We start from the raw sequence: 17,560 nt of genomic DNA on the forward strand, positions 1-17,560 counted from the left end.
TGGGGTTTAAGGAATAGAATCATTCAACCGTTCCCTGCGGATTGGAAGTCGTTACGGGATTTTTGCAAAATGCTTACATTACAAAAAGCCCGGGAAGCATCAGCTTCCTGGACTCTCATTCATTGATATAAGTCATTCTGTACATGCATACAACTTCTGGTCATCTTACTGAGCCTTGGATACTTGCTTACGCCGGATCTTTCGTATCCGCCGTCTCCGGCTCCATAATTTCGGTGGTATCCGGGTCTAACCAATTCGTGAGCAGGGTTCGCACATATTGCAGATCACTCTCTGACAAATCATAGTACCATGTGCCGCTGCGCGTTGCGCCTTCACCCTTCAGCATGTAATTGCTGATTGTTGGCGTGCTGTCTTTCATATATAGAGACTCGGCAAATTTCACGATGAAATCCGAGTTCATGTTGGTTGTAAAATTCGATCCAGCGATTTGGATAACGTCCGGGATCTTGGTCAGGTTTTTGACCTCAAGCGCACGATTCATGAAAGCACTTAGAAAAAGACGGTGCCGCATCGTCCGATTGAAATCGGAATCTTCCCGGTAACGGACATAGCCCAGCGCTTCTTCGCCGCTGTAGATCGGTTTGTTCGCTTCAACAAACAGCTTCTCATGCGTTTTCAATTTGTTCTCAATATTTTTCTTAATCGGCAATTCAACACCGCCAACCGCATCAACAATATCCTTGAGTCCGTTAAAATTAATCGCGGCATAGAAATCGACTTTGTTTTCCAACAAATGCTCCACGGTATCCATCGCCATCTTGGCTTCACCATGTGCATAGGCTGAATTAATCTTCGACTTCACATCCCGGCCGATAATATCGGTGTAGGAGTCACGTGGAATCGACAGCAGCAACACTTTATTTTCTTCCGGACGCACAACAGAATAGATCATGGTATCCGAACGGCTTGGTTCGTTATCCCGTTGATCAATTCCTAACAACAACAGCGAGAATGGATCGGTATGTTCTACAACGGGTGCATCCTTATCGCCAACAGGCTTGAAGGATTCATCGAGCGTTTCCTTTACGGTTTCCGAAGCAAACAGGTTAAACGCAAACACAACGAGTTGCTTTTGATAGATAAATCCGAGTCCCCCCAGCACAATCAAAGTACTCAGGATGATAATCAAAGGTTTCTTCCATCTCTTCTTCGGTTTCTTCGGCTTCCGTCTGGTTAAATGTGCGGCACTGTTCTCCATCATATCTCCTTTAATAACGGTCTTAGAATCATTTAACTATATTAATAACACGTTTTCAATAGATTACGTTATAATCTGCTATACAAGAAATGACACAGAAGGAGCGATGAACGATGGAATATCGACGTTTGGGGAATAGTGGTCTGCGCGTTTCCGCACTTGGACTCGGTACCAATGCCTTTGGTAAACGGGCGGATGACCCCACTTCTATCCGCATTATTCATGCGGCACTGGATCAGGGAATCAATTTTATCGATACCGCCAACATCTACGCCGGAACGGAATCGGAGCGGATTATTGGACAAGCCCTGACGGGCAGACGTGAAAACGCTGTGCTTGCTACCAAAGCCGGACTTCCCCGGCATGAGGGTCCCAATGGACGCGGTTCATCCCGCTATCATTTGCAGCAAGAGCTTGAACATAGCCTGCGGCGTCTGCAAACGGACTATGTGGATCTCTATCAGATCCATACCTTTGATCCGCATACACCACTGGATGAGACGCTGCGCACATTGGACGATATGGTCACTTCCGGCAAAGTCCGCTATATCGGAGCTTCCAACTATGCAGCCTGGGAACTGATGAAAGCTCTTGGTACCAGCGAACTAAAAGGATATGTACGTTATATCTCGACCCAAACCAGCTACTCTCTGGCTGATCGCACGCCTGAGCTTGAACTTGTACCGATGTGCCTTGATCAAGGCGTCGGTATTATCCCGTATTTTCCGCTCGCGGGTGGCATTCTGACAGGAAAATACAATGGTGAAGCTGGCGTGCCTTCCGGTTCCAGAGCGGATACTGATCCAGCCTTCAATCGTTTCTTGTTGGAACACAATATTAAATTAGGTGAGCAGGTCAGTGAAAAGGCATCCGCGTATGGCTGCTCCCCAAGTGTCCTGTCGCTTGCATGGCTACTGGCCCGCCCTGCTGTTTCAACGGTTATCGTTGGGGCAACGAGTACCGAACAGCTGGAGCATAATATGGCTAGCCTGGACATGAAACTGACCGATGATATGATCTCCGAGCTCGATCAACTCAGCGACTCTTTCCGTCACGGTAAGCCATTCGCGACTTATCGGTTGGATTGAACCAACAGAAAAAACCTCCCGGCTAAAAAGCCCGGGAGGTACAACTTCACTACACATTGTAGTCTAATAAATCATAGAAAAAATCTTTCTATGTATTAAACATCTGTTTTATATCGAATAAATTCCTGCATGATTTCCATGTATTCGTCCTTACGATCACTTATATTATCAAAGAAAACCTTGTCCGCGGCTTCAACAAGATGAATACCTTCAAGCGCCAAGCGAGTACCTTCCGGTGTTGTTGTAATAATATTCGCACGGGTATCGGTAAGATGACGCTTCCGAGTTATCAACTCTCTCTTTTCAAGAGCACGGAGAACTTGAGAAGTAACGTTAACATCCACATTGGCAAATTGCGCGAGCTGGACCTGAGTTACGCCCTTACCCTCTGTGTCGCGTTCATTGAGCCACACACAGGCATGCAATAATACAAATTGGGGTTGTGTTAATTCCAGAGGCTCGAGCACCCTGCGCATTTCCTTTTGCCACATTGTAGTAACCTGCCATAGCAAGTATCCTGGACTTTCCTGAGCATTTTTATACCGTGAGCTTTCCATCTCAATATACCTCCATCATTACACCTTGAGCTTCATCTTTTCTTATAACGCTTGTCGGAACGTATGCGTTTCAACATTGTACATTTTCAGCAGAAAACATTAGCGTGAAGGAATAAATTGCTTGACCCATTGACCAAATCCATGCGGATTTCGGCTCTGAATCAGGACTGTCCCTTCACCACGGAATCGGCATACTAATCCTTCTCCACTGGTCACGCTAGATAACCAGCCTTGCGATGCTTTCTCAATGCGATAATCCATATAATTGGGCCATGCGACCAAGTGGGCATTATCCACGATCACTTCTTCACCCGCAACCAGATTGATCGCATGGATTGCACCATAGGATGATAGGAACACTGTTCCTCGCCCACTGATCTCTATAATAAAGAAACCCTCTCCCGAGAAGAGACCTTTCTTCAAGTTTTGCATTTTGGTATTCACCTGGATGCCTTCTGTTCCGGCCAGAAATCCATCTTTCTGTACGTAGAGCGAATAGGAACCATCCAGTTCAATTGCTTCCACATCCCCCATACTGGAGGGTGACAACAGAATTTCCGCAGATCCGCCTGCAGCCGTCAATTCCTGAAAAAAGAATTTCTCACCGCTGATCATACGTCCAAATCCGGCAAACATACCGCCTTCGGCAGATCCCTTCAATTCAACGGTTGGTGTCATGGATACCATGGCCCCGCTTTCTGCCTTGAACCGTTCTCCCCGTTGCAATTGCACTTTAAGCATCGCAAATGCACCATCATATAGAATTTCATAGTTCATGGCTTCATCAGCTCCTTGTTGTCCGTGTTAAAATCATTTAACCCATTATCCTCCAACACTGAAGATTTGTCTCCGTATTCCTTAATTATATGTTGATCTCCCCAGTTACATAGGGCATTCAGAATTGGTTCCAAACTTCGCCCATAATCACTCAGTTCATACTCCACCTTGGGAGGTACCTGATTATACACAATGCGGTTCACAATCCCGTCATCTTCAAGCTCCCTTAGCTGCTGCGTTAACATTTTCTGCGTAATTGCGGGCATAATACGCTTGAGATCACTAGTCCGCTTCTTCCCGTGTGTCAGATGGCAGAGAATAACGCATTTCCACTTGCCACCAATGACTTCAAGTGTCGCTTCAACTGAAATATTATATTTCTTTCTGATCATGCTGAATGTCCTCCCTGGAATTCTTATTTCATAAAAGCAATTGCTATATAGGCACTAAAAAGTACGTAGGGTACTAAAAAGTACGTACTATTCATTTTATGTCGAATAACTCATAATAGCATTTGCCGGTACGTAAATCTACATTCTGGGGAGTTGAACAAGACATGCTACAAGATTCAAAACGCAGTACCTGGGCACTGCTGGCGCTGGCAATCAGTGCGTTTGCCATCGGCACCACTGAATTTATCAGCGTTGGTCTGCTGCCCCTTATTGCAGATGACCTGGGCATTTCCGTAACGACAGCGGGACTGACCGTTACTTTATATGCATTAGGCGTAACCTTCGGGGCACCAATTCTGACCTCATTGACGTCAACGGTGTCACGCAAGACGTTGCTGCTTGCTATTATGGTTGTTTTTATCGCTGGTAACACCATGGCGGCGCTCTCGAGTGGAATTACCATACTGCTCATTGCGCGAATTATCTCCGCTCTGGCACACGGAGTATTCATGTCCATTGGTTCCACTATTGCAGCAGACCTGGTACCTGCAAACCGCAGGGCAAGCGCCATTGCCATTATGTTCTCTGGTTTGACCATTGCTACAGTAACTGGTGTACCCCTAGGTACACTTATCGGTCAAAACTGGGGCTGGCGCGCAGCTTTCATTCTTATCGTTGTCGTAGGTGTTGTGGCCTTCATCGGCAACATGCTTCTCGTGCCATCCACGTTGCAACGTGGAACGCGAACTGCATTCCGCGAACAACTGAAGCTGGTGACAGGCGGACGGTTGCTGCTGGCTTTTGCCATTACAGCCGTGGGATATGGGGGAACGTTTGTGGTATTCACTTACCTGTCCCCACTATTGCATGATATCAGCGGGTATTCCGAGAAAACGGTCGCGGGAATTCTGCTGCTGTACGGAATCGCCATTGCTATCGGCAATATTATCGGAGGGAAAGCTGCCAACCGCAATCCTCTCCGAGCACTCTTCTATATGTTTATCATTCAGACCGTCATTCTGGGCATACTGTATTTCACAGTTCCATTTAAGCTGGCAGCGTTACTCACCATACTCGGCATGGGTCTGCTTGCCTTCATGAATGTGCCAGGGCTTCAGATGTACGTCGTGACGCTCGCAGAACGTTATGCTCCACAAGCCAAAGACGTCGCCTCCGCCTTCAACATCGCAGCCTTTAACGCAGGTATCGCAATTGGTGCATATTTGGGCGGTGTAATCACAGATTCCATCGGTCTGATTCATACCACATGGGTTGGTGCAATTATGGTTCTGGCTGCTGTTCTTCTGACTGGTTGGGCAAGAGCGCTTGATCGTAAAGATCCCTATTCCCCATCAGAGACGTAAGACAGGTTCAGTCAGAGATCAGCGTAAACACGATTCTTTCCAGTGTTGAAGCTACAACTCGGAACCGGTTTCGGCTTTTATTTTAATCTAGTATAATACGTTAATTCGAATTTAATCTACTATGACTTAATGAAGGATACTAGGATTTATCGTTTACATCGTTACTACCATTTTGATTCATAATATGAGGAGGACTTCACATGACAGCACAACATTTACAATCTATAGTAGCTTTAAATAACGGCGTTCATATGCCTTGGTTCGGACTTGGCGTATTTCAGGTAGAAGAAGGATCTGAATTAATCGAGGCCGTCAAACAAGCGATTGCTCACGGTTACCGCAGCATTGATACAGCCGCTATCTATGGCAATGAATCCGGTGTAGGACAAGCCATTGCCGAGGCATTGAAAGAGAATAATCTGAAACGTGAAGAACTGTTCATTACGTCCAAAGTGTGGAATGCAGACCTCGGATACGAGGAAACTCTTGCTGCTTTTGATGTCACGCTGAACAAACTGGGACTGGAATATCTGGACCTGTATCTGATTCACTGGCCAAAAGAAGGCAAATATAAAGGCGCATGGAAAGCGATGGAGCAGCTGTACAAAGCAGGCCGCATTAAAGCCATTGGCGTCAGTAACTTCCAGATTCATCACCTTGAAGATCTGTTGCAGGATGCTGAAGTGAAACCAGCAATTAATCAGGTGGAGTACCACCCTCGTCTGACTCAAGCTCCGCTCAAAGCGTTCTGTGAGAAAAACGGAATTCAATTGGAAGCCTGGTCGCCGCTGATGCAGGGTCAACTTCTGGACAATCCGGTTCTGACTGAAATTGCCACTGCGAAAGGTAAATCGGTAGCACAAGTCATCCTGCGCTGGGACTTGCAGAACGGTGTTATTACTATTCCGAAGTCTACCAAGGAAAAGCGTATCGTTGAGAACTCTTCCATCTTCGACTTTGAGTTGTCCAATGATGAGATGGAGCGTATTAGCGCTCTGAACGAAGATGTTCGCGTTGGACCTGACCCGGACAACTTTGATTTTTAATTTGAAAGATACTAAATAAGCTAATGCCTATACAGGTAAAAAAAGCAGGCAAAACCTCCAATCTTCGCTACGTGCGAAGTTGAAGGTTTTCCTTCTTTTTGGCTTCAGTAATTCCTTCGTACCCCATCAGCTTGAATAACCTTTTGCAATTTCTATTTTAGAAGGCTCCCATTTCCCATTAACAAATGCATATCTAACGATCGCATCCCCTAAATAATGACTTGTTGAAATCTGAATTGGTAACTCCGCAATAAGCTGGTTATCCTGTATCTCAAATCTCAATATATTCTGAACCATAGGTTGTTTAAACCAATCGTTGGAATCGCTCTCGCTGAACTCAAAGGAGTGCTCCTGACCATCAACGGAAATTGTATACTGTCGAATCTCCTTATGTGTTTTTAGATCAACTTTAATATGACTGAGAACAAATTTTCTCGGGTCCGATACCAGTATTTCTGTAAAATCTGATTGAAGCACATGCACTTCCGAATCATGTACTCCAGTCCCTGTGCCTTTGGTCAGAATAATGACAATTTCATTTTCCCCATCTGCATCTAAATCAACGACCGATATTTGAGGATAAAAGGAAGGATTGGCTACATTGCTCCAATTGAATGTTTTCATTTCCCCGTTCTACATCTAAAGATGAAAATATATCTTTTTGTGTTTTATCCCGAACACCATAAATAGCTATTTTCTGATCTGAAGTCTCGGATAGTAGTGTATTTAGAGTCGATGTAGCTGGTGGTGTAGCATTTAATCCAGAAGCGGCTTCATATGTATTTGCAGGACTTGAAGACTGATTATTTTCCCCACATCCAGATAACAAAATAGCTCCCACCATTGTGATAATACTGATTTTTTTCAAAAAGTGTATCCTCCAGTTCATGTTTTTTTGCTGTCGATCAACTGTCCCGCTCTTAGACCTGAACTGCGAAGAACCTTGGCTGCCCTTAACGGTACAAGGGATATGTTCACAAGCCTAATTTAGTGCCATCTGGTGTCGACTTTTATGTGGAAGCATTTGGGCAAGAGGGCCGCGTGGAGACGTAACCATACGTGCTCATTTTCTAAGGAACACAGGCCGTCTTATTTAGAGCCAAAGCCCTCTTTTTCAATCGTAAGGAACACCCAAGACGTATTTTTCTAAATCACCCTATAAAATGCTAAACACTACCTTAAATTCCGATATAACGTGTCTCCGATTCCTTAGCCTTCTGCAGGCGCTTCAAATCCCTGAATAAGACGTCTCAGATTCGTTAGCGCTCCACCCACGAGCGAGAGGGGCGACTTGGATACCCAGCCTAAACGAAGGTCTACAAGAAAGAAAACCAATCATGCAACGTCTAGATTAATTGCTTACCGTTCAATTCAGTCCGGTCAGGCTGCGTTCTCGCCAAAAACACCAAGAAAAAAACTTTTCCACTTTATAGTGATAGATTTCTTTATTCAGCAATTAATTGCTTCTTGCTCAAATCGAGTTTATAAAGAGCGCCTTTTGCGTATTCTTCAGGGGTACCCGCACCAACGGGCGGATGAACAACTAAACCGTCATTATCGACACTTAGCAAAGGTTTGGATTCAGAATACAGAAGTTTCTTATAAACTTGGCCCTCTTTAACGATCTCTAATAGGAATGCATCTCCACTTTGTTTGGTGACCGCGAATAAATAACCTTCCAATCCATGCCCTGTTTGGTATTGTGGGGTGAGGATATAAACATCAGCATCTTTAAAACTCACCCTTTCAAAGGTTAATGTTTTGTCAGATGGCTGAACAAATAAATATGAAGGTAGTTCCAATAAAACTTTATCCTGATCTTCGTGTCTGTAGACAATAGAATAATTACTCTGGAAGGTCTGATCTCCCTCTTGTCCCTGCGTACTAGAAACGTTTAAATGTCCTCTTTCTTCCTTACCATTGGAAACCATAAGCAGGGTTCCCTTCTCCGTTTGTTGTTCTGCCTGAATTGATTGGTCTTCATTAACTGAATCAATGGTAATTGAATCCGTGAGATCAGACTTGGGAAATACACTAGATATATCACCCGAAGAATTTTGTTCTGGTGTAGAAGGATTATTGGTGGTTTCTTGATTGGTATTTTTGCCAGGTGTAGTCGCCTCCATGTCTTTTTGATTATTACAGGCGAGAAGCACACTAAACAGCAATACCGATGACGCTAATAGCCAAGCATATTTCTTAATTGTAAACTCCCGCTTTCATATACATATTTTCCTAACATTATACTAATCCATTTATCCAATAAGTTTAAAAATTGTATTTCTTTGTTGAACATTACGTAACATTTTAATCGGCCTCATCACCATTCCGAAGTCTACCAAGGAAAAACGTATCGTTGAGAACTCTTCCATCTTCGACTTTGAATTGTCCAATGATGAGATGGAGCGTATTAGCGCTCTGAACGAAGATGTTCGCGTTGGACCTGACCCGGACAACTTTGATTTTTAATTGAAGATTCTAATTATGTCAGCTTAAATTTTCAGATAAAATAAGTAGGACAAATCCTTGTTGGAGCCTGCTTCGACATACCATTGCCAAAAACCACCGGATCAAGATCCGGTGGTTTTTTGTCTTCCCTTTTCTTATCTGCTTCTGTTTAACGCCGAGAAACAATCCATGTATCATATTCTCTTTCCATTAAGCTCGCCAACACTGCACGCTTCAATTAAAAATGTTGTATTTCAATTTTTAACTATTGAAGCTGCCACAAGGCAGGAACGTTGGATGGCTCCCACCCTGTCAAAGACGTGTGGGGCTGCAAACATTTATACGTCTTGCCGTTATATGTGACCAATTGTCCCGCAGTATAAGCTGTGTTGACCTGCCATGCGGATACACCAGGATTCGTCGTTTCGGCGGCTGTCTTCACACTTACCGCGTTGCTCGCTGCAGACACGTTGCCTGCCGCATCCTTTGCTTTTACCGTAAATGTATACGAGGTATCCGCCGCAAGCCCGCTGATTGTTGCCGTCGTACCGGTTACCGTTGTTGCCAGTGTCGTTCCGTTGTACACGTCATAACCCGTTACACCCACATTGTCAGTGGATGCCGACCAGCTCAGCGTTATGCTGGATGTGGTTTGCGCGGTGGACACAAGGTTTGTCGGTGCAGTTGGTGCTTGCGTATCGCCTCCCGGCTGAGCCGTTGTGCTTACGGTTACAGCATTACTGGCTGCAGACAGATTACCTGCCGCATCTTTTGCTTTTACCGTGAAGGTATATGAGGTACCCGCTGTAAGTCCACTAATTGTTGCTGTCGTTCCGGTGACGGATGTCGCAAGATTAGCGCCATTATAGACGTTATAACCGGTAACGCCTACATTATCCGTTGAAGCATTCCAGGCCAGCGTCACCGAGTTTGCCGTCACGCCTGTCGAACGAGCATTCCCGGGTACGCTTGGTGCCGTCGTATCTACTGGAGGCACTGTGCCTCCGGTAGGCAGGTCGGCTTTCAGTTTGTTTTGAAGTGTTTTATTTCGGTCACCGCTGAGCTCCCAGAACATCGCTCCGCCGAGTCCTTTGCTCTTGATATAAGCCGTTTTATATCCAATGGACTCCGCATCGTCATAACTGATAAAGCGCTTGTTGGACGCATTATAGAGATATGGCACTTTGGCCGTGTCATTCCAGTAACGTGTGTACCCGTTTTTGTTGATGTAATTGGCTTCGAGATCATAGAAGTCAAAGGAGCCTGCTTCCCATGTTCCAACGGAAGAACCACCCGTACACGTCTGATACTGGCCGTTGCCTGCTTGTGCGCATCCATCCCAGCCACGACCGTAGAATGGAACACCAAGCACGAGTTTAGCGGCCGGTACGCCTGCATCCAGATGCCCTTGTGCTCCGGCTGCCACATTAAATGCATTGGCATCTGGCACGCCAGCAGCTGAAGCCGCAGGATCATAATTCAACGGTGCATTATGTGCGCTGATTTTTTGCCAAGCCCCGTTAAAATCGTATGTCATAATGTTAATCCAGTCGACGATGGCAGCAATTTTTGCAAGCTCCGTATTGGCAGCATAGGTTGCAGATGCACCGCTTGCAATCGTAAGCAAATACTTTTTGCCATCCACAGCTCCCGCTGCATCCAGCTTTTCACGGATTTTGCTCAAGAGCAATGTGTAGTTTTGCTTATCTTCAGGACGTTTGCTGTTACCATCGAGTCCGCCTGATACCGGGTACTCCCAGTCCAGATCTACCCCATCAAAATTGTACTTCCGTAGGAAGTCTACGGCAGAGTTAGCAAAGACCTCTCGGGTTGCAGCAGTCGCGGCTACATCAGAGAAACGGTTGGACCACGTCCATCCTCCAACGGAGATAATAGTCTTCAGGTTAGGATTAGTTTGTTTCAACTTGTTAAGCTGATTGATATTACCTGCAATAGGCTGATCCCACGTATCCCCTGCAAATGTCTTGCCCGTATCGATCCATGGATCACCGAGCACGATTGTTCCGTTTGGCACATTGATTGTCTGGCTTTTTTCATTCTGACAAGTCCAGGTCACAGGATTTGGCCCCGAAGGGTCCGGATTTCCATGAATGCCGTTCCAGCAAATATCAGCAAATGCATAGTTGATATGTGTCACTTTGTTCGGATCGATATCGGTTACATTATAGTTTCTCCCGTACGCAGCCCAGGCAGGGTAATAACCAACAATTTTATAAGAATCTGCTGCTTCGGCCGTAGCAGGTTGGAGCGCAAAGGAAGGAACAATGACGGATAAGAGCAGGGACAGACCAAGGAAAAACTTTGCAGTCTTCTTAAAAGCAGTGTGTTTATTTAAATTTATCATTTAATACACAACCTCCTCTGTCTTTTGCGTGCTAAGTCCATTCAGGAATGGACGATGTGAGTTCGAGAACTGGTTATTCGTATACGCGTCCCAGTTGATTGACCAGGTCATAATGCCCTTGAGACCGGCATAGCCCGCAGGCTGGCGCAAGGTATAGGAACCGCCATATGATACTCCTTTGATCAGATAGTTCAATGCCTTTTGCAGCTCAGCTGGCGCCGTATAGCCGCCTCCAGCCGCCTGCTGGGAAGCTGGTACGCCAATCGCAATCTGGTCCGGACGCAGAGGGCTAAAGAATGGACCCGAGCTTCCGCCTACGTTAAACCCTTGAAGCAGCATTTCGGCCATGGCGACATGGAAATCGGCTGTCCCTTGAGCGTAAGAACGTCCATCCAGTCCCACCATCGAACCGGTGTTATAGTGCTGCACATGAAGTAGAGTCAGGTCATTACGTAAAGCGTGAATCACTGGAAGATACGCCCCCCAAGGACCACCATAGTTCAGATATCCGCCCTGTACGTAGGCCGTTTCCGGTGCAGCGGTCAGGACGAAATTGGCACCAAAGTGTGATTTAAGCGCTTTCACGCCGTTAATCAGGTTAACGATCTTCGGAGTCGTTGGACTGCGAAAGTCGGTATCGCCCGCATTTAAAGACAGGGAGCTTCCTTCAAGATCGATGTCGAGGCCATTGAATCCATAAGTCGAAATAATGGATTTTAGGGAATCCTCGAACTGTTGTCTCTTGGTCGCATCTGTGAGCTCAATCGTGCCATTGGCTCCTCCCATAGATATCAGTACCTTCTTCCCTTGGCTTTGAAGGTACGCAATGTCCGACTTGAACTCTTCTACCGTAGCGTTATACGGAGTAAAAGCGAGCGTTCCGCTGCCGGGTGAAATCGGCTCGGCAAAGGAGACATTAATAACGTCATAGGCTGTTGACACGTTGCGCAGTTTAATGTTGGTAGAGCCATTATCGAAGTTGTGCCAGTAGCCGATCAGCCATTTGCTGCCGCTAGGCCCAGGATTCGAAGATCCGGTGGAAGTGGTAACGCTGAGAGAGGTGCTTGCTGCGGACAGATTGCCTGCCGCATCTTTTGCTTTGACTGTAAAAACATATGTGGTGCCGGCTGTCAGTCCTGTTACTACAGCAGTAGTCGTTGAAGTGTTCGCCGCGAGAGTACCGTTCCGGTACACTTCATATCCGGTTACACCCACATTGTCCGTGGATGCGTTCCAGGTAAGATTGACCGATGTCTCCGTGACGAAGGATGAGGTTAAACCTGCAGGAACGGAAGGTGGTGTCGTATCCGGAGTTGGAGTTCCTCCTCCCGTACCTTCCCCCACGTATTTCCACAACGCAGGCACATTTGAGGGCTCCCATCCGGTCAAAGCCGTATGGGGCTGAATACATTCATAATCTTTATTTAAATAGGTTACTAGATCTCCTTGTTTGTATGCGGTGCCTGCCTGCCACTGGGCAGCGGCGTCTGCTCTTGGTGCAAACCACGTAATAATCAGAAGAAATGCCAAAGCGAATGTAATGATCGGGCGGAATCGAACAGCTTGATTCAAGCAAAATCCCTCCTGTATTCAGATTATTTTCACCTTGCAAACAATGCTTCACTGGTGCACATACATGTGATCCGCGATCTATAGAGCTTATAAAACCGTCTGACGATGAGTATCGCTTCACTCCCTTCCCTTATCAAAAATGGACCTTCCCTCTCGTTTTCTTTTTTTGCAGACATCATCCAAATTTTACAGGGAATTTACAGATCCTCACCCTGTATTTAATCAGTAAAATGCATTTGAGATAAGGGATAAATTATTTCTATGGGGGGCGAAAAATGTAATATACCGCACAAAAAGGCCGTCTACCAAGTCATTAAGAGACTTGATAGACGGCCTTTTTTATTTTTTTTATAAATAAACGGATGTATTACCAAGCTTATTTCAACTTCGAGGAGGCTAGTTCAAATGACAGCATACCTTCGAAAGGTTGCCATCCATCCTCACCGGATAAAATAACAGGCAAAGCGTATTCGGCCGCTTCCCGGTCACTGAGTATTTTCGCCCATGGAACTCTCCCCATCACACTTCCTGCCCCAGGTCCGGCACTATGATATTCGACGTACGCAACCGTTGCTTCCGCATCGGTCTTGTTCCAATTATGCCAGCCCTCCTGCTTCACATGTGCCCCCATCCAGCAGTTCAGGAAGCAGACTTTGGCATGATTACGCCACGGTCTGCCCAGATATACGGACTGAGGAGGGGCATTGCTGGTCAGGTCACAATCGATAAACACATAGCCATATCGTGCATCCTCTGGTGTGGAAGCAGCCGTTATCCAACCATTCACTTCTCCCTCTGCAGCAGCAACATCGCTCAAGCGATTCTTCGCAAAGATTTCACAGCCCTGGAACACTGCCGTAGCCGAGCCAAAAATAAAATCTACATCGCCCTCAATGTAACAGTCCTCATAATATTGGCGCAGCTTCCGCCGCTCCGCCCCGTCACGCGGCCCCCCGAAGAAACTCCGGTCCATCGGCTGCTCGGGCAATGGTCCGGTAAAGATCGTGTCCTGGTGACCTATAAATCGGCAATGCCGGAAGGCTGCCCGATCCCCATCCACGTATACAGCCAACGCCTGTCCCACCTCACGACCAGGTCCAGCCGAATTAATGAAGGAAAGTCCTTCAGCGGTGAAATCATCAGCACCAATAAAGGCTGTGTAAGAATGAAAGGTGTGATACAACTCCCCGTTCGGGAACTTCTTGAGCGCATAATCATCATACGTGATGATGGTCTGATCGGCTCCAGCACCGACGAGGTGAACCATCGTCTTCTCGATGTGCAGTTTTTCAACATAGGTGCCTGGCTTTATGCGAATCGTATACTTTTCAGTACAGTCGGCCGGAATCGCATCAATGGCAGCCTGAATAGAGGGAAAATCTCCGCTTCCATCCGCAGCAACCAGGTAACCATTCCTGAACAGATCCAGATCTGATCCGTGTGACAGAGGTTTGTTCATGGCAATCGCTCCATTTCCAGCGCAGGATTGTTCTATTTTTTATATGTGTACCCTTGGTTTCAACCTATTCGGATTCTACATCTGGTTTCGATACTCCATCGGTGTTACACCCGTCACGCGCTGAAACGCCCTGTAGAACTGACTGACATTGGAGAACCCCAACCCAAAGCTGATGGTGGTTACTGAATCTGTTGTATGGCGCAGTCGTCGGGTGGCTTCCTCCACACGCAAATTCAGCACGTACTGATACGGCGTTGAACCTGTCAGTGCCTTGAAAGAACGCATAAAGTGATATCTGCTCTGGTGCGCAACCGCCGCCATGGATTCAATGTCCATTGGACTTGTATAGTCACTGTGTATATACTCCAGCACCCGCCGCAGATGGGGATCAATGAACGCGCCATCTTTGTTATTAGTTCGCTGAAGCAGATTCTGAAACTGCCCGCAAACCAGACCAGACCCCACACTCCCCACCATATCTATTCCTGCGGTTGCCAGCGTCAGGTTATTCCCATTCGGTTCACCAGTCAGCATCCGTCCAAGATAGGTCTCTACTGCAAGCTCCGTTTCCTGTATCTTCAATGGTTCAGGCGCATCGTCCAGCAAAATGGCGTTCCAGCCTCGAAATAGTCTGCTAATTTCAGCAGGATCGAAGGTTTGTGTAGTCCGAAATTCGGTCTGCTCCCCTTGCCTCCCTGAATCCTCGAATCCGCCAGCTGGCGGATTACGAAACTTGATAACGATAACTGCGGAATCCGAACCAATCTCAAAAAAGTGCTCCATCCGGGGATGCGCAATAATTCCCAGTCCTGCTTTTAGTGGATAAGCATGCTGTTCCTGCACCAGATGGCATTGTCCCCTTACAGGCAACGTAACCTGATACCAGTCATCATGCACATGAGGTTCATTGGTGAATCCGCCAGAAGCCTTCCACAATTCCAATCCATTCAGCATCATATTTAATTCCATCGTTTCCTCACCTGCTGACATTATAGCAAATCGTGCTCACTTTCCAAGCACTTTTCACAAAGACAATATCTGTCCGTATCTTTTATCATGGTAAAAAAATAATTCGAGGTGATCTCCCGTGGTACAAGCCGCTGTAAGCAAAATGCAAATCAATCACTCCGCCAATTGGGCGCTTGCCGGAGTCAGCTTCGCCCATCTGCTGAATGATGCGATGCAGACTGTTGTCCCGTCTGCTTTTCCGCTGTTCCAGCAAACCATGCAGCTCAGTTTTGCCCAGATGGGCTGGATTGCCTTCACATTGAATATTACCGCATCGGTTCTACAGCCGCTGGTCGGTTATATGTCTGATCGCAAGCCCATGCCGATCCTTCTGCCTGGCGGCATGTTGTTCTCCCTCATCGGTGTTCTCGGCTTTGCCTTGTCTTCCGAGCTATGGATGCTGCTTGTCTCCGCAGCATTAATTGGTATAGGCTCATCCATCCTGCATCCTGAATCCTCACGCGTCGCCCATCTGGCAGCAGGTCGCGGACGTGGAATGGCACAGTCCATCTTCCAGGTAGGTGGCAACACAGGTCAGGCTCTCGCCCCATTGCTGGTTGCCTTTATCCTGCTCCCGCATGGACAGCTTAGTTTTCTGTGGCTAATGGCTTTTGCCCTAATTGGGATCGTTATTCAGTCTTCCGTTAGCCGTTGGTATAGAGACAAATTGGCGGATAATCGCAACCGTCAGCAACAGTCTGTAAAGGCATATGGCATCGTGCAGCCTGCTGCCCAGCCTATAAGTCGGGGATTTATCGCTTTTACAATGGGGATCCTCATCCTGCTGCTATTTTCCAAATTCGTATATATTGCCGGTATGACCGGGTACTATGCCTTTTATTACGCGGATGCGTATAACCTGCCTCTTTCGCAGGCCCAGATCTGCCTGTTCGTTCTGCAATTTGCGGGTATGGTTGGAACCTTGCTCGGCGGCCCACTGGCTGACCGTTATGGACGTAAACCGATGATCTGGTTCTCCATCGCGGGTACTGCACCATTTTCACTGCTGCTGCCTTATGCAGGACCTGCTCTATCCATGGTATTATGCGGCATCATCGGTCTGATTCTGATGTCCGGCTTCAGTGTCATCATTGTCTACGCACAGGAATTGCTGCCGCATCATATTGGGACGGTATCGGGATTGTTCTTCGGCCTGTCGTTCGGTATGGCGGGACTCGGCTCGGTTGTGCTCGGTTCCCTGATTGATGTGACCAGCATTTCATTCGTCATCAAGCTATGTTCTTTTTTGCCACTGCTCGGGGTATGTGCTGTATTCCTGCGCCGGGATCGGCCAAGAAACGCCTAATATGCATTGAAACGTCAGTCGTTTTGTGACTACAATAAGGTCAGGATAATCGAGACAGAGGCTAAACAGAAGGAAGGAATAACCCATGATCATTGATGTACAGCATGTTACTTGGAAAAGGGGACCGATCACCCTCCTGAACGATGTCAGCTGGCGTGTAAACGAAGGCGAACATTGGGCATTACTTGGCCTGAATGGTTCCGGTAAAACCACACTCCTGAACATGATCACCGGATATCTCTGGCCCACAGAAGGTACGATATCCGTGCTCGGACACCGTTACGGGGATGTGGATTTGCGTGAGCTGCGGAAATCGATTGGCTGGGTCAGCTCCTCCCTTCAGGAGAAATTGTATGGCACCGACCGCACCCAGTATGTCGTGATCAGCGGTAAACACGCCACGATCGGACTGTACGATAAACTGTCAGACGAGGATCTAGATCAGGCACGAGAATTGATGCATACGCTCGGCTGTCAGCATCTGTGGGATCGCGAATACCGTACCTGCTCCCAGGGGGAGAAGCAGAAGCTGCTCATCGCCCGAGCCCTGATGGCTAACCCGCGTGTACTCATTCTGGACGAGCCCTGCAATGGTCTCGATCTGTTTTCTAGAGAGCGGCTGCTTGAAAGTATCAGTGAGCTAACGCAGAAGCCGGATACCCCTTCGCTCATCTACGTGACTCATCATACGGAGGAAATATTGCCCGTGTTCAGTCACAGCCTGCTGCTCCGGCGAGGCGAGATCGTAAATAGCGGATTAACCAGCGAGTTGATGAACAGAGACGTACTGAGTAACTTTTTTGAATCACCTGTGGATGTGGATCGACATGGAGAACGTGTCTATGTCAGAGCATCGGATAAATAATTTTTTATATCTATATAAATTGAATTGAACTAAACATTTACACGATAACGGAGAGGACAGAAATAACCTGAAGAAGCGGAGCTAAAAGCTTTCT

At 46.9% G+C, this 17,560-nt stretch carries 16 protein-coding genes and 1 pseudogene; 6 read left to right on the forward strand and 11 right to left on the reverse strand.

The features are described 5' to 3' along the window. Positions 1 to 187 precede the first annotated feature (187 nt). Entirely contained in the window at positions 188 to 1,222 is a 1,035-nt protein-coding gene (locus G3352_RS08610; RefSeq protein ID WP_345940742.1) for an LCP family protein, read from the reverse strand. Between the two features lie 110 nt (positions 1,223 to 1,332). On the opposite strand from G3352_RS08610, the gene G3352_RS08615 reads away from it, so the two are divergent. After that, positions 1,333 to 2,307 carry an aldo/keto reductase gene (locus G3352_RS08615; protein ID WP_163755694.1) on the forward strand — a complete coding sequence of 325 codons (975 nt, stop codon included), beginning with the start codon at positions 1,333 to 1,335 and terminating at the stop codon, positions 2,305 to 2,307. Positions 2,308 to 2,402: 95 nt separating this feature from the next. On the opposite strand, the gene G3352_RS08620 is transcribed toward G3352_RS08615, so the two are convergent. The 3 genes from G3352_RS08620 to G3352_RS08630 all read right to left on the reverse strand — a co-directional run bounded on the left by G3352_RS08620 (position 2,403) and on the right by G3352_RS08630 (position 4,033). Beyond that, a complete protein-coding gene (locus tag G3352_RS08620; protein WP_163755696.1) occupies positions 2,403 to 2,864 on the reverse strand; it encodes a MarR family winged helix-turn-helix transcriptional regulator in 462 nt (153 codons plus the stop codon). Between the two features lie 99 nt (positions 2,865 to 2,963). Continuing rightward, positions 2,964 to 3,641: a TIGR00266 family protein gene (locus tag G3352_RS08625; RefSeq protein ID WP_163755697.1), complete on the reverse strand. Its 678-nt coding sequence runs from the start codon at positions 3,639 to 3,641 to the stop codon at positions 2,964 to 2,966. Continuing rightward, a complete protein-coding gene (locus tag G3352_RS08630; protein WP_053782581.1) occupies positions 3,638 to 4,033 on the reverse strand; it encodes a winged helix-turn-helix transcriptional regulator in 396 nt (131 codons plus the stop codon). Before G3352_RS08630 ends, G3352_RS08625 begins: the two co-directional genes overlap by 4 nt. A gap of 164 nt (positions 4,034 to 4,197) precedes the next feature. On the opposite strand from G3352_RS08630, the gene G3352_RS08635 reads away from it, so the two are divergent. After that, positions 4,198 to 5,397: an MFS transporter gene (locus tag G3352_RS08635; RefSeq protein ID WP_163755701.1), complete on the forward strand. Its 1,200-nt coding sequence runs from the start codon at positions 4,198 to 4,200 to the stop codon at positions 5,395 to 5,397. Between the two features lie 200 nt (positions 5,398 to 5,597). Then, positions 5,598 to 6,443 carry an aldo/keto reductase gene (locus G3352_RS08640; protein WP_163755703.1) on the forward strand — a complete coding sequence of 282 codons (846 nt, stop codon included), beginning with the start codon at positions 5,598 to 5,600 and terminating at the stop codon, positions 6,441 to 6,443. A 126-nt stretch (positions 6,444 to 6,569) separates the two neighbouring features. On the opposite strand, the gene G3352_RS08645 is transcribed toward G3352_RS08640, so the two are convergent. The 3 genes from G3352_RS08645 to G3352_RS08655 form a co-directional block, all read right to left on the reverse strand. Next, on the reverse strand, positions 6,570 to 7,067 hold the full coding sequence (locus G3352_RS08645; RefSeq protein ID WP_163755705.1) for a lactonase family protein: 498 nt from the start codon (positions 7,065 to 7,067) through the stop codon (positions 6,570 to 6,572). After that, complete coding sequence (locus G3352_RS08650) at positions 7,003 to 7,311, reverse strand: hypothetical protein (RefSeq protein ID WP_163755708.1); 309 nt, start codon at positions 7,309 to 7,311, stop codon at positions 7,003 to 7,005. The genes G3352_RS08645 and G3352_RS08650 overlap by 65 nt, the downstream gene beginning before the upstream one ends. Positions 7,312 to 7,888: 577 nt before the next feature. Beyond that, the gene (locus G3352_RS08655; RefSeq protein ID WP_163755710.1) at positions 7,889 to 8,569 is read right to left on the reverse strand and encodes a hypothetical protein; all 681 of its coding nucleotides are present in this window, start codon (positions 8,567 to 8,569) and stop codon (positions 7,889 to 7,891) included. Between the two features lie 187 nt (positions 8,570 to 8,756). Here G3352_RS08655 and G3352_RS31115 point away from each other — a divergent pair. Continuing rightward, positions 8,757 to 8,912, forward strand: a pseudogene (locus G3352_RS31115) (aldo/keto reductase); the annotation flags it as partial. 244 nt (positions 8,913 to 9,156) lie between these two features. Here the strand turns inward: G3352_RS31115 and G3352_RS08660 are convergent. From G3352_RS08660 to G3352_RS08675, 4 genes are all read right to left on the reverse strand, one after another. Next, positions 9,157 to 11,256 (reverse strand): glycosyl hydrolase family 18 protein, encoded by a 2,100-nt coding sequence (locus tag G3352_RS08660; protein ID WP_163755712.1) that lies wholly within the window; start codon positions 11,254 to 11,256, stop codon positions 9,157 to 9,159. Next, the gene (locus tag G3352_RS31415) at positions 11,257 to 12,828 is read right to left on the reverse strand and encodes a chitinase (protein WP_163755714.1); all 1,572 of its coding nucleotides are present in this window, start codon (positions 12,826 to 12,828) and stop codon (positions 11,257 to 11,259) included. A gap of 376 nt (positions 12,829 to 13,204) precedes the next feature. Beyond that, positions 13,205 to 14,287: a pectinesterase family protein gene (locus tag G3352_RS08670; RefSeq protein WP_163755715.1), complete on the reverse strand. Its 1,083-nt coding sequence runs from the start codon at positions 14,285 to 14,287 to the stop codon at positions 13,205 to 13,207. A gap of 75 nt (positions 14,288 to 14,362) precedes the next feature. Beyond that, entirely contained in the window at positions 14,363 to 15,256 is an 894-nt protein-coding gene (locus G3352_RS08675) for a helix-turn-helix domain-containing protein (protein WP_163755716.1), read from the reverse strand. 118 nt (positions 15,257 to 15,374) lie between these two features. On the opposite strand from G3352_RS08675, the gene G3352_RS08680 reads away from it, so the two are divergent. Further along, on the forward strand, positions 15,375 to 16,601 hold the full coding sequence (locus G3352_RS08680) for an MFS transporter (protein WP_163755717.1): 1,227 nt from the start codon (positions 15,375 to 15,377) through the stop codon (positions 16,599 to 16,601). Positions 16,602 to 16,686: 85 nt separating this feature from the next. Next, entirely contained in the window at positions 16,687 to 17,466 is a 780-nt protein-coding gene (locus G3352_RS08685) for an ABC transporter ATP-binding protein (RefSeq protein WP_090902999.1), read from the forward strand. The last annotated feature ends 94 nt before the right edge of the window (positions 17,467 to 17,560 follow it).

It is taken from the genome of Paenibacillus sp. ALJ109b, assembly GCF_010747435.1.
Taxonomy (GTDB): Bacteria; Bacillota; Bacilli; order Paenibacillales; family Paenibacillaceae; genus Paenibacillus; species Paenibacillus taichungensis.

What these genes read in the sequence shown, in the direction of transcription:
- G3352_RS08610 (WP_345940742.1), bottom strand. Translation starts at nt 1,222, where the DNA reads ATGATGGAGAACAGTGCCGCACATTTAACCAGACGGAAGCCGAAGAAA.
- G3352_RS08615 (WP_163755694.1), top strand. Translation starts at nt 1,333, where the DNA reads ATGGAATATCGACGTTTGGGGAATAGTGGTCTGCGCGTTTCCGCACTT.
- G3352_RS08620 (WP_163755696.1), bottom strand. Translation starts at nt 2,864, where the DNA reads ATGGAAAGCTCACGGTATAAAAATGCTCAGGAAAGTCCAGGATACTTG.
- G3352_RS08625 (WP_163755697.1), bottom strand. Translation starts at nt 3,641, where the DNA reads ATGAACTATGAAATTCTATATGATGGTGCATTTGCGATGCTTAAAGTG.
- G3352_RS08630 (WP_053782581.1), bottom strand. Translation starts at nt 4,033, where the DNA reads ATGATCAGAAAGAAATATAATATTTCAGTTGAAGCGACACTTGAAGTC.
- G3352_RS08635 (WP_163755701.1), top strand. Translation starts at nt 4,198, where the DNA reads ATGCTACAAGATTCAAAACGCAGTACCTGGGCACTGCTGGCGCTGGCA.
- G3352_RS08640 (WP_163755703.1), top strand. Translation starts at nt 5,598, where the DNA reads ATGACAGCACAACATTTACAATCTATAGTAGCTTTAAATAACGGCGTT.
- G3352_RS08645 (WP_163755705.1), bottom strand. Translation starts at nt 7,067, where the DNA reads ATGAAAACATTCAATTGGAGCAATGTAGCCAATCCTTCCTTTTATCCT.
- G3352_RS08655 (WP_163755710.1), bottom strand. Translation starts at nt 8,569, where the DNA reads ATGGAGGCGACTACACCTGGCAAAAATACCAATCAAGAAACCACCAAT.
- G3352_RS08660 (WP_163755712.1), bottom strand. Translation starts at nt 11,256, where the DNA reads ATGATAAATTTAAATAAACACACTGCTTTTAAGAAGACTGCAAAGTTT.
- G3352_RS08670 (WP_163755715.1), bottom strand. Translation starts at nt 14,287, where the DNA reads ATGAACAAACCTCTGTCACACGGATCAGATCTGGATCTGTTCAGGAAT.
- G3352_RS08675 (WP_163755716.1), bottom strand. Translation starts at nt 15,256, where the DNA reads ATGGAATTAAATATGATGCTGAATGGATTGGAATTGTGGAAGGCTTCT.
- G3352_RS08685 (WP_090902999.1), top strand. Translation starts at nt 16,687, where the DNA reads ATGATCATTGATGTACAGCATGTTACTTGGAAAAGGGGACCGATCACC.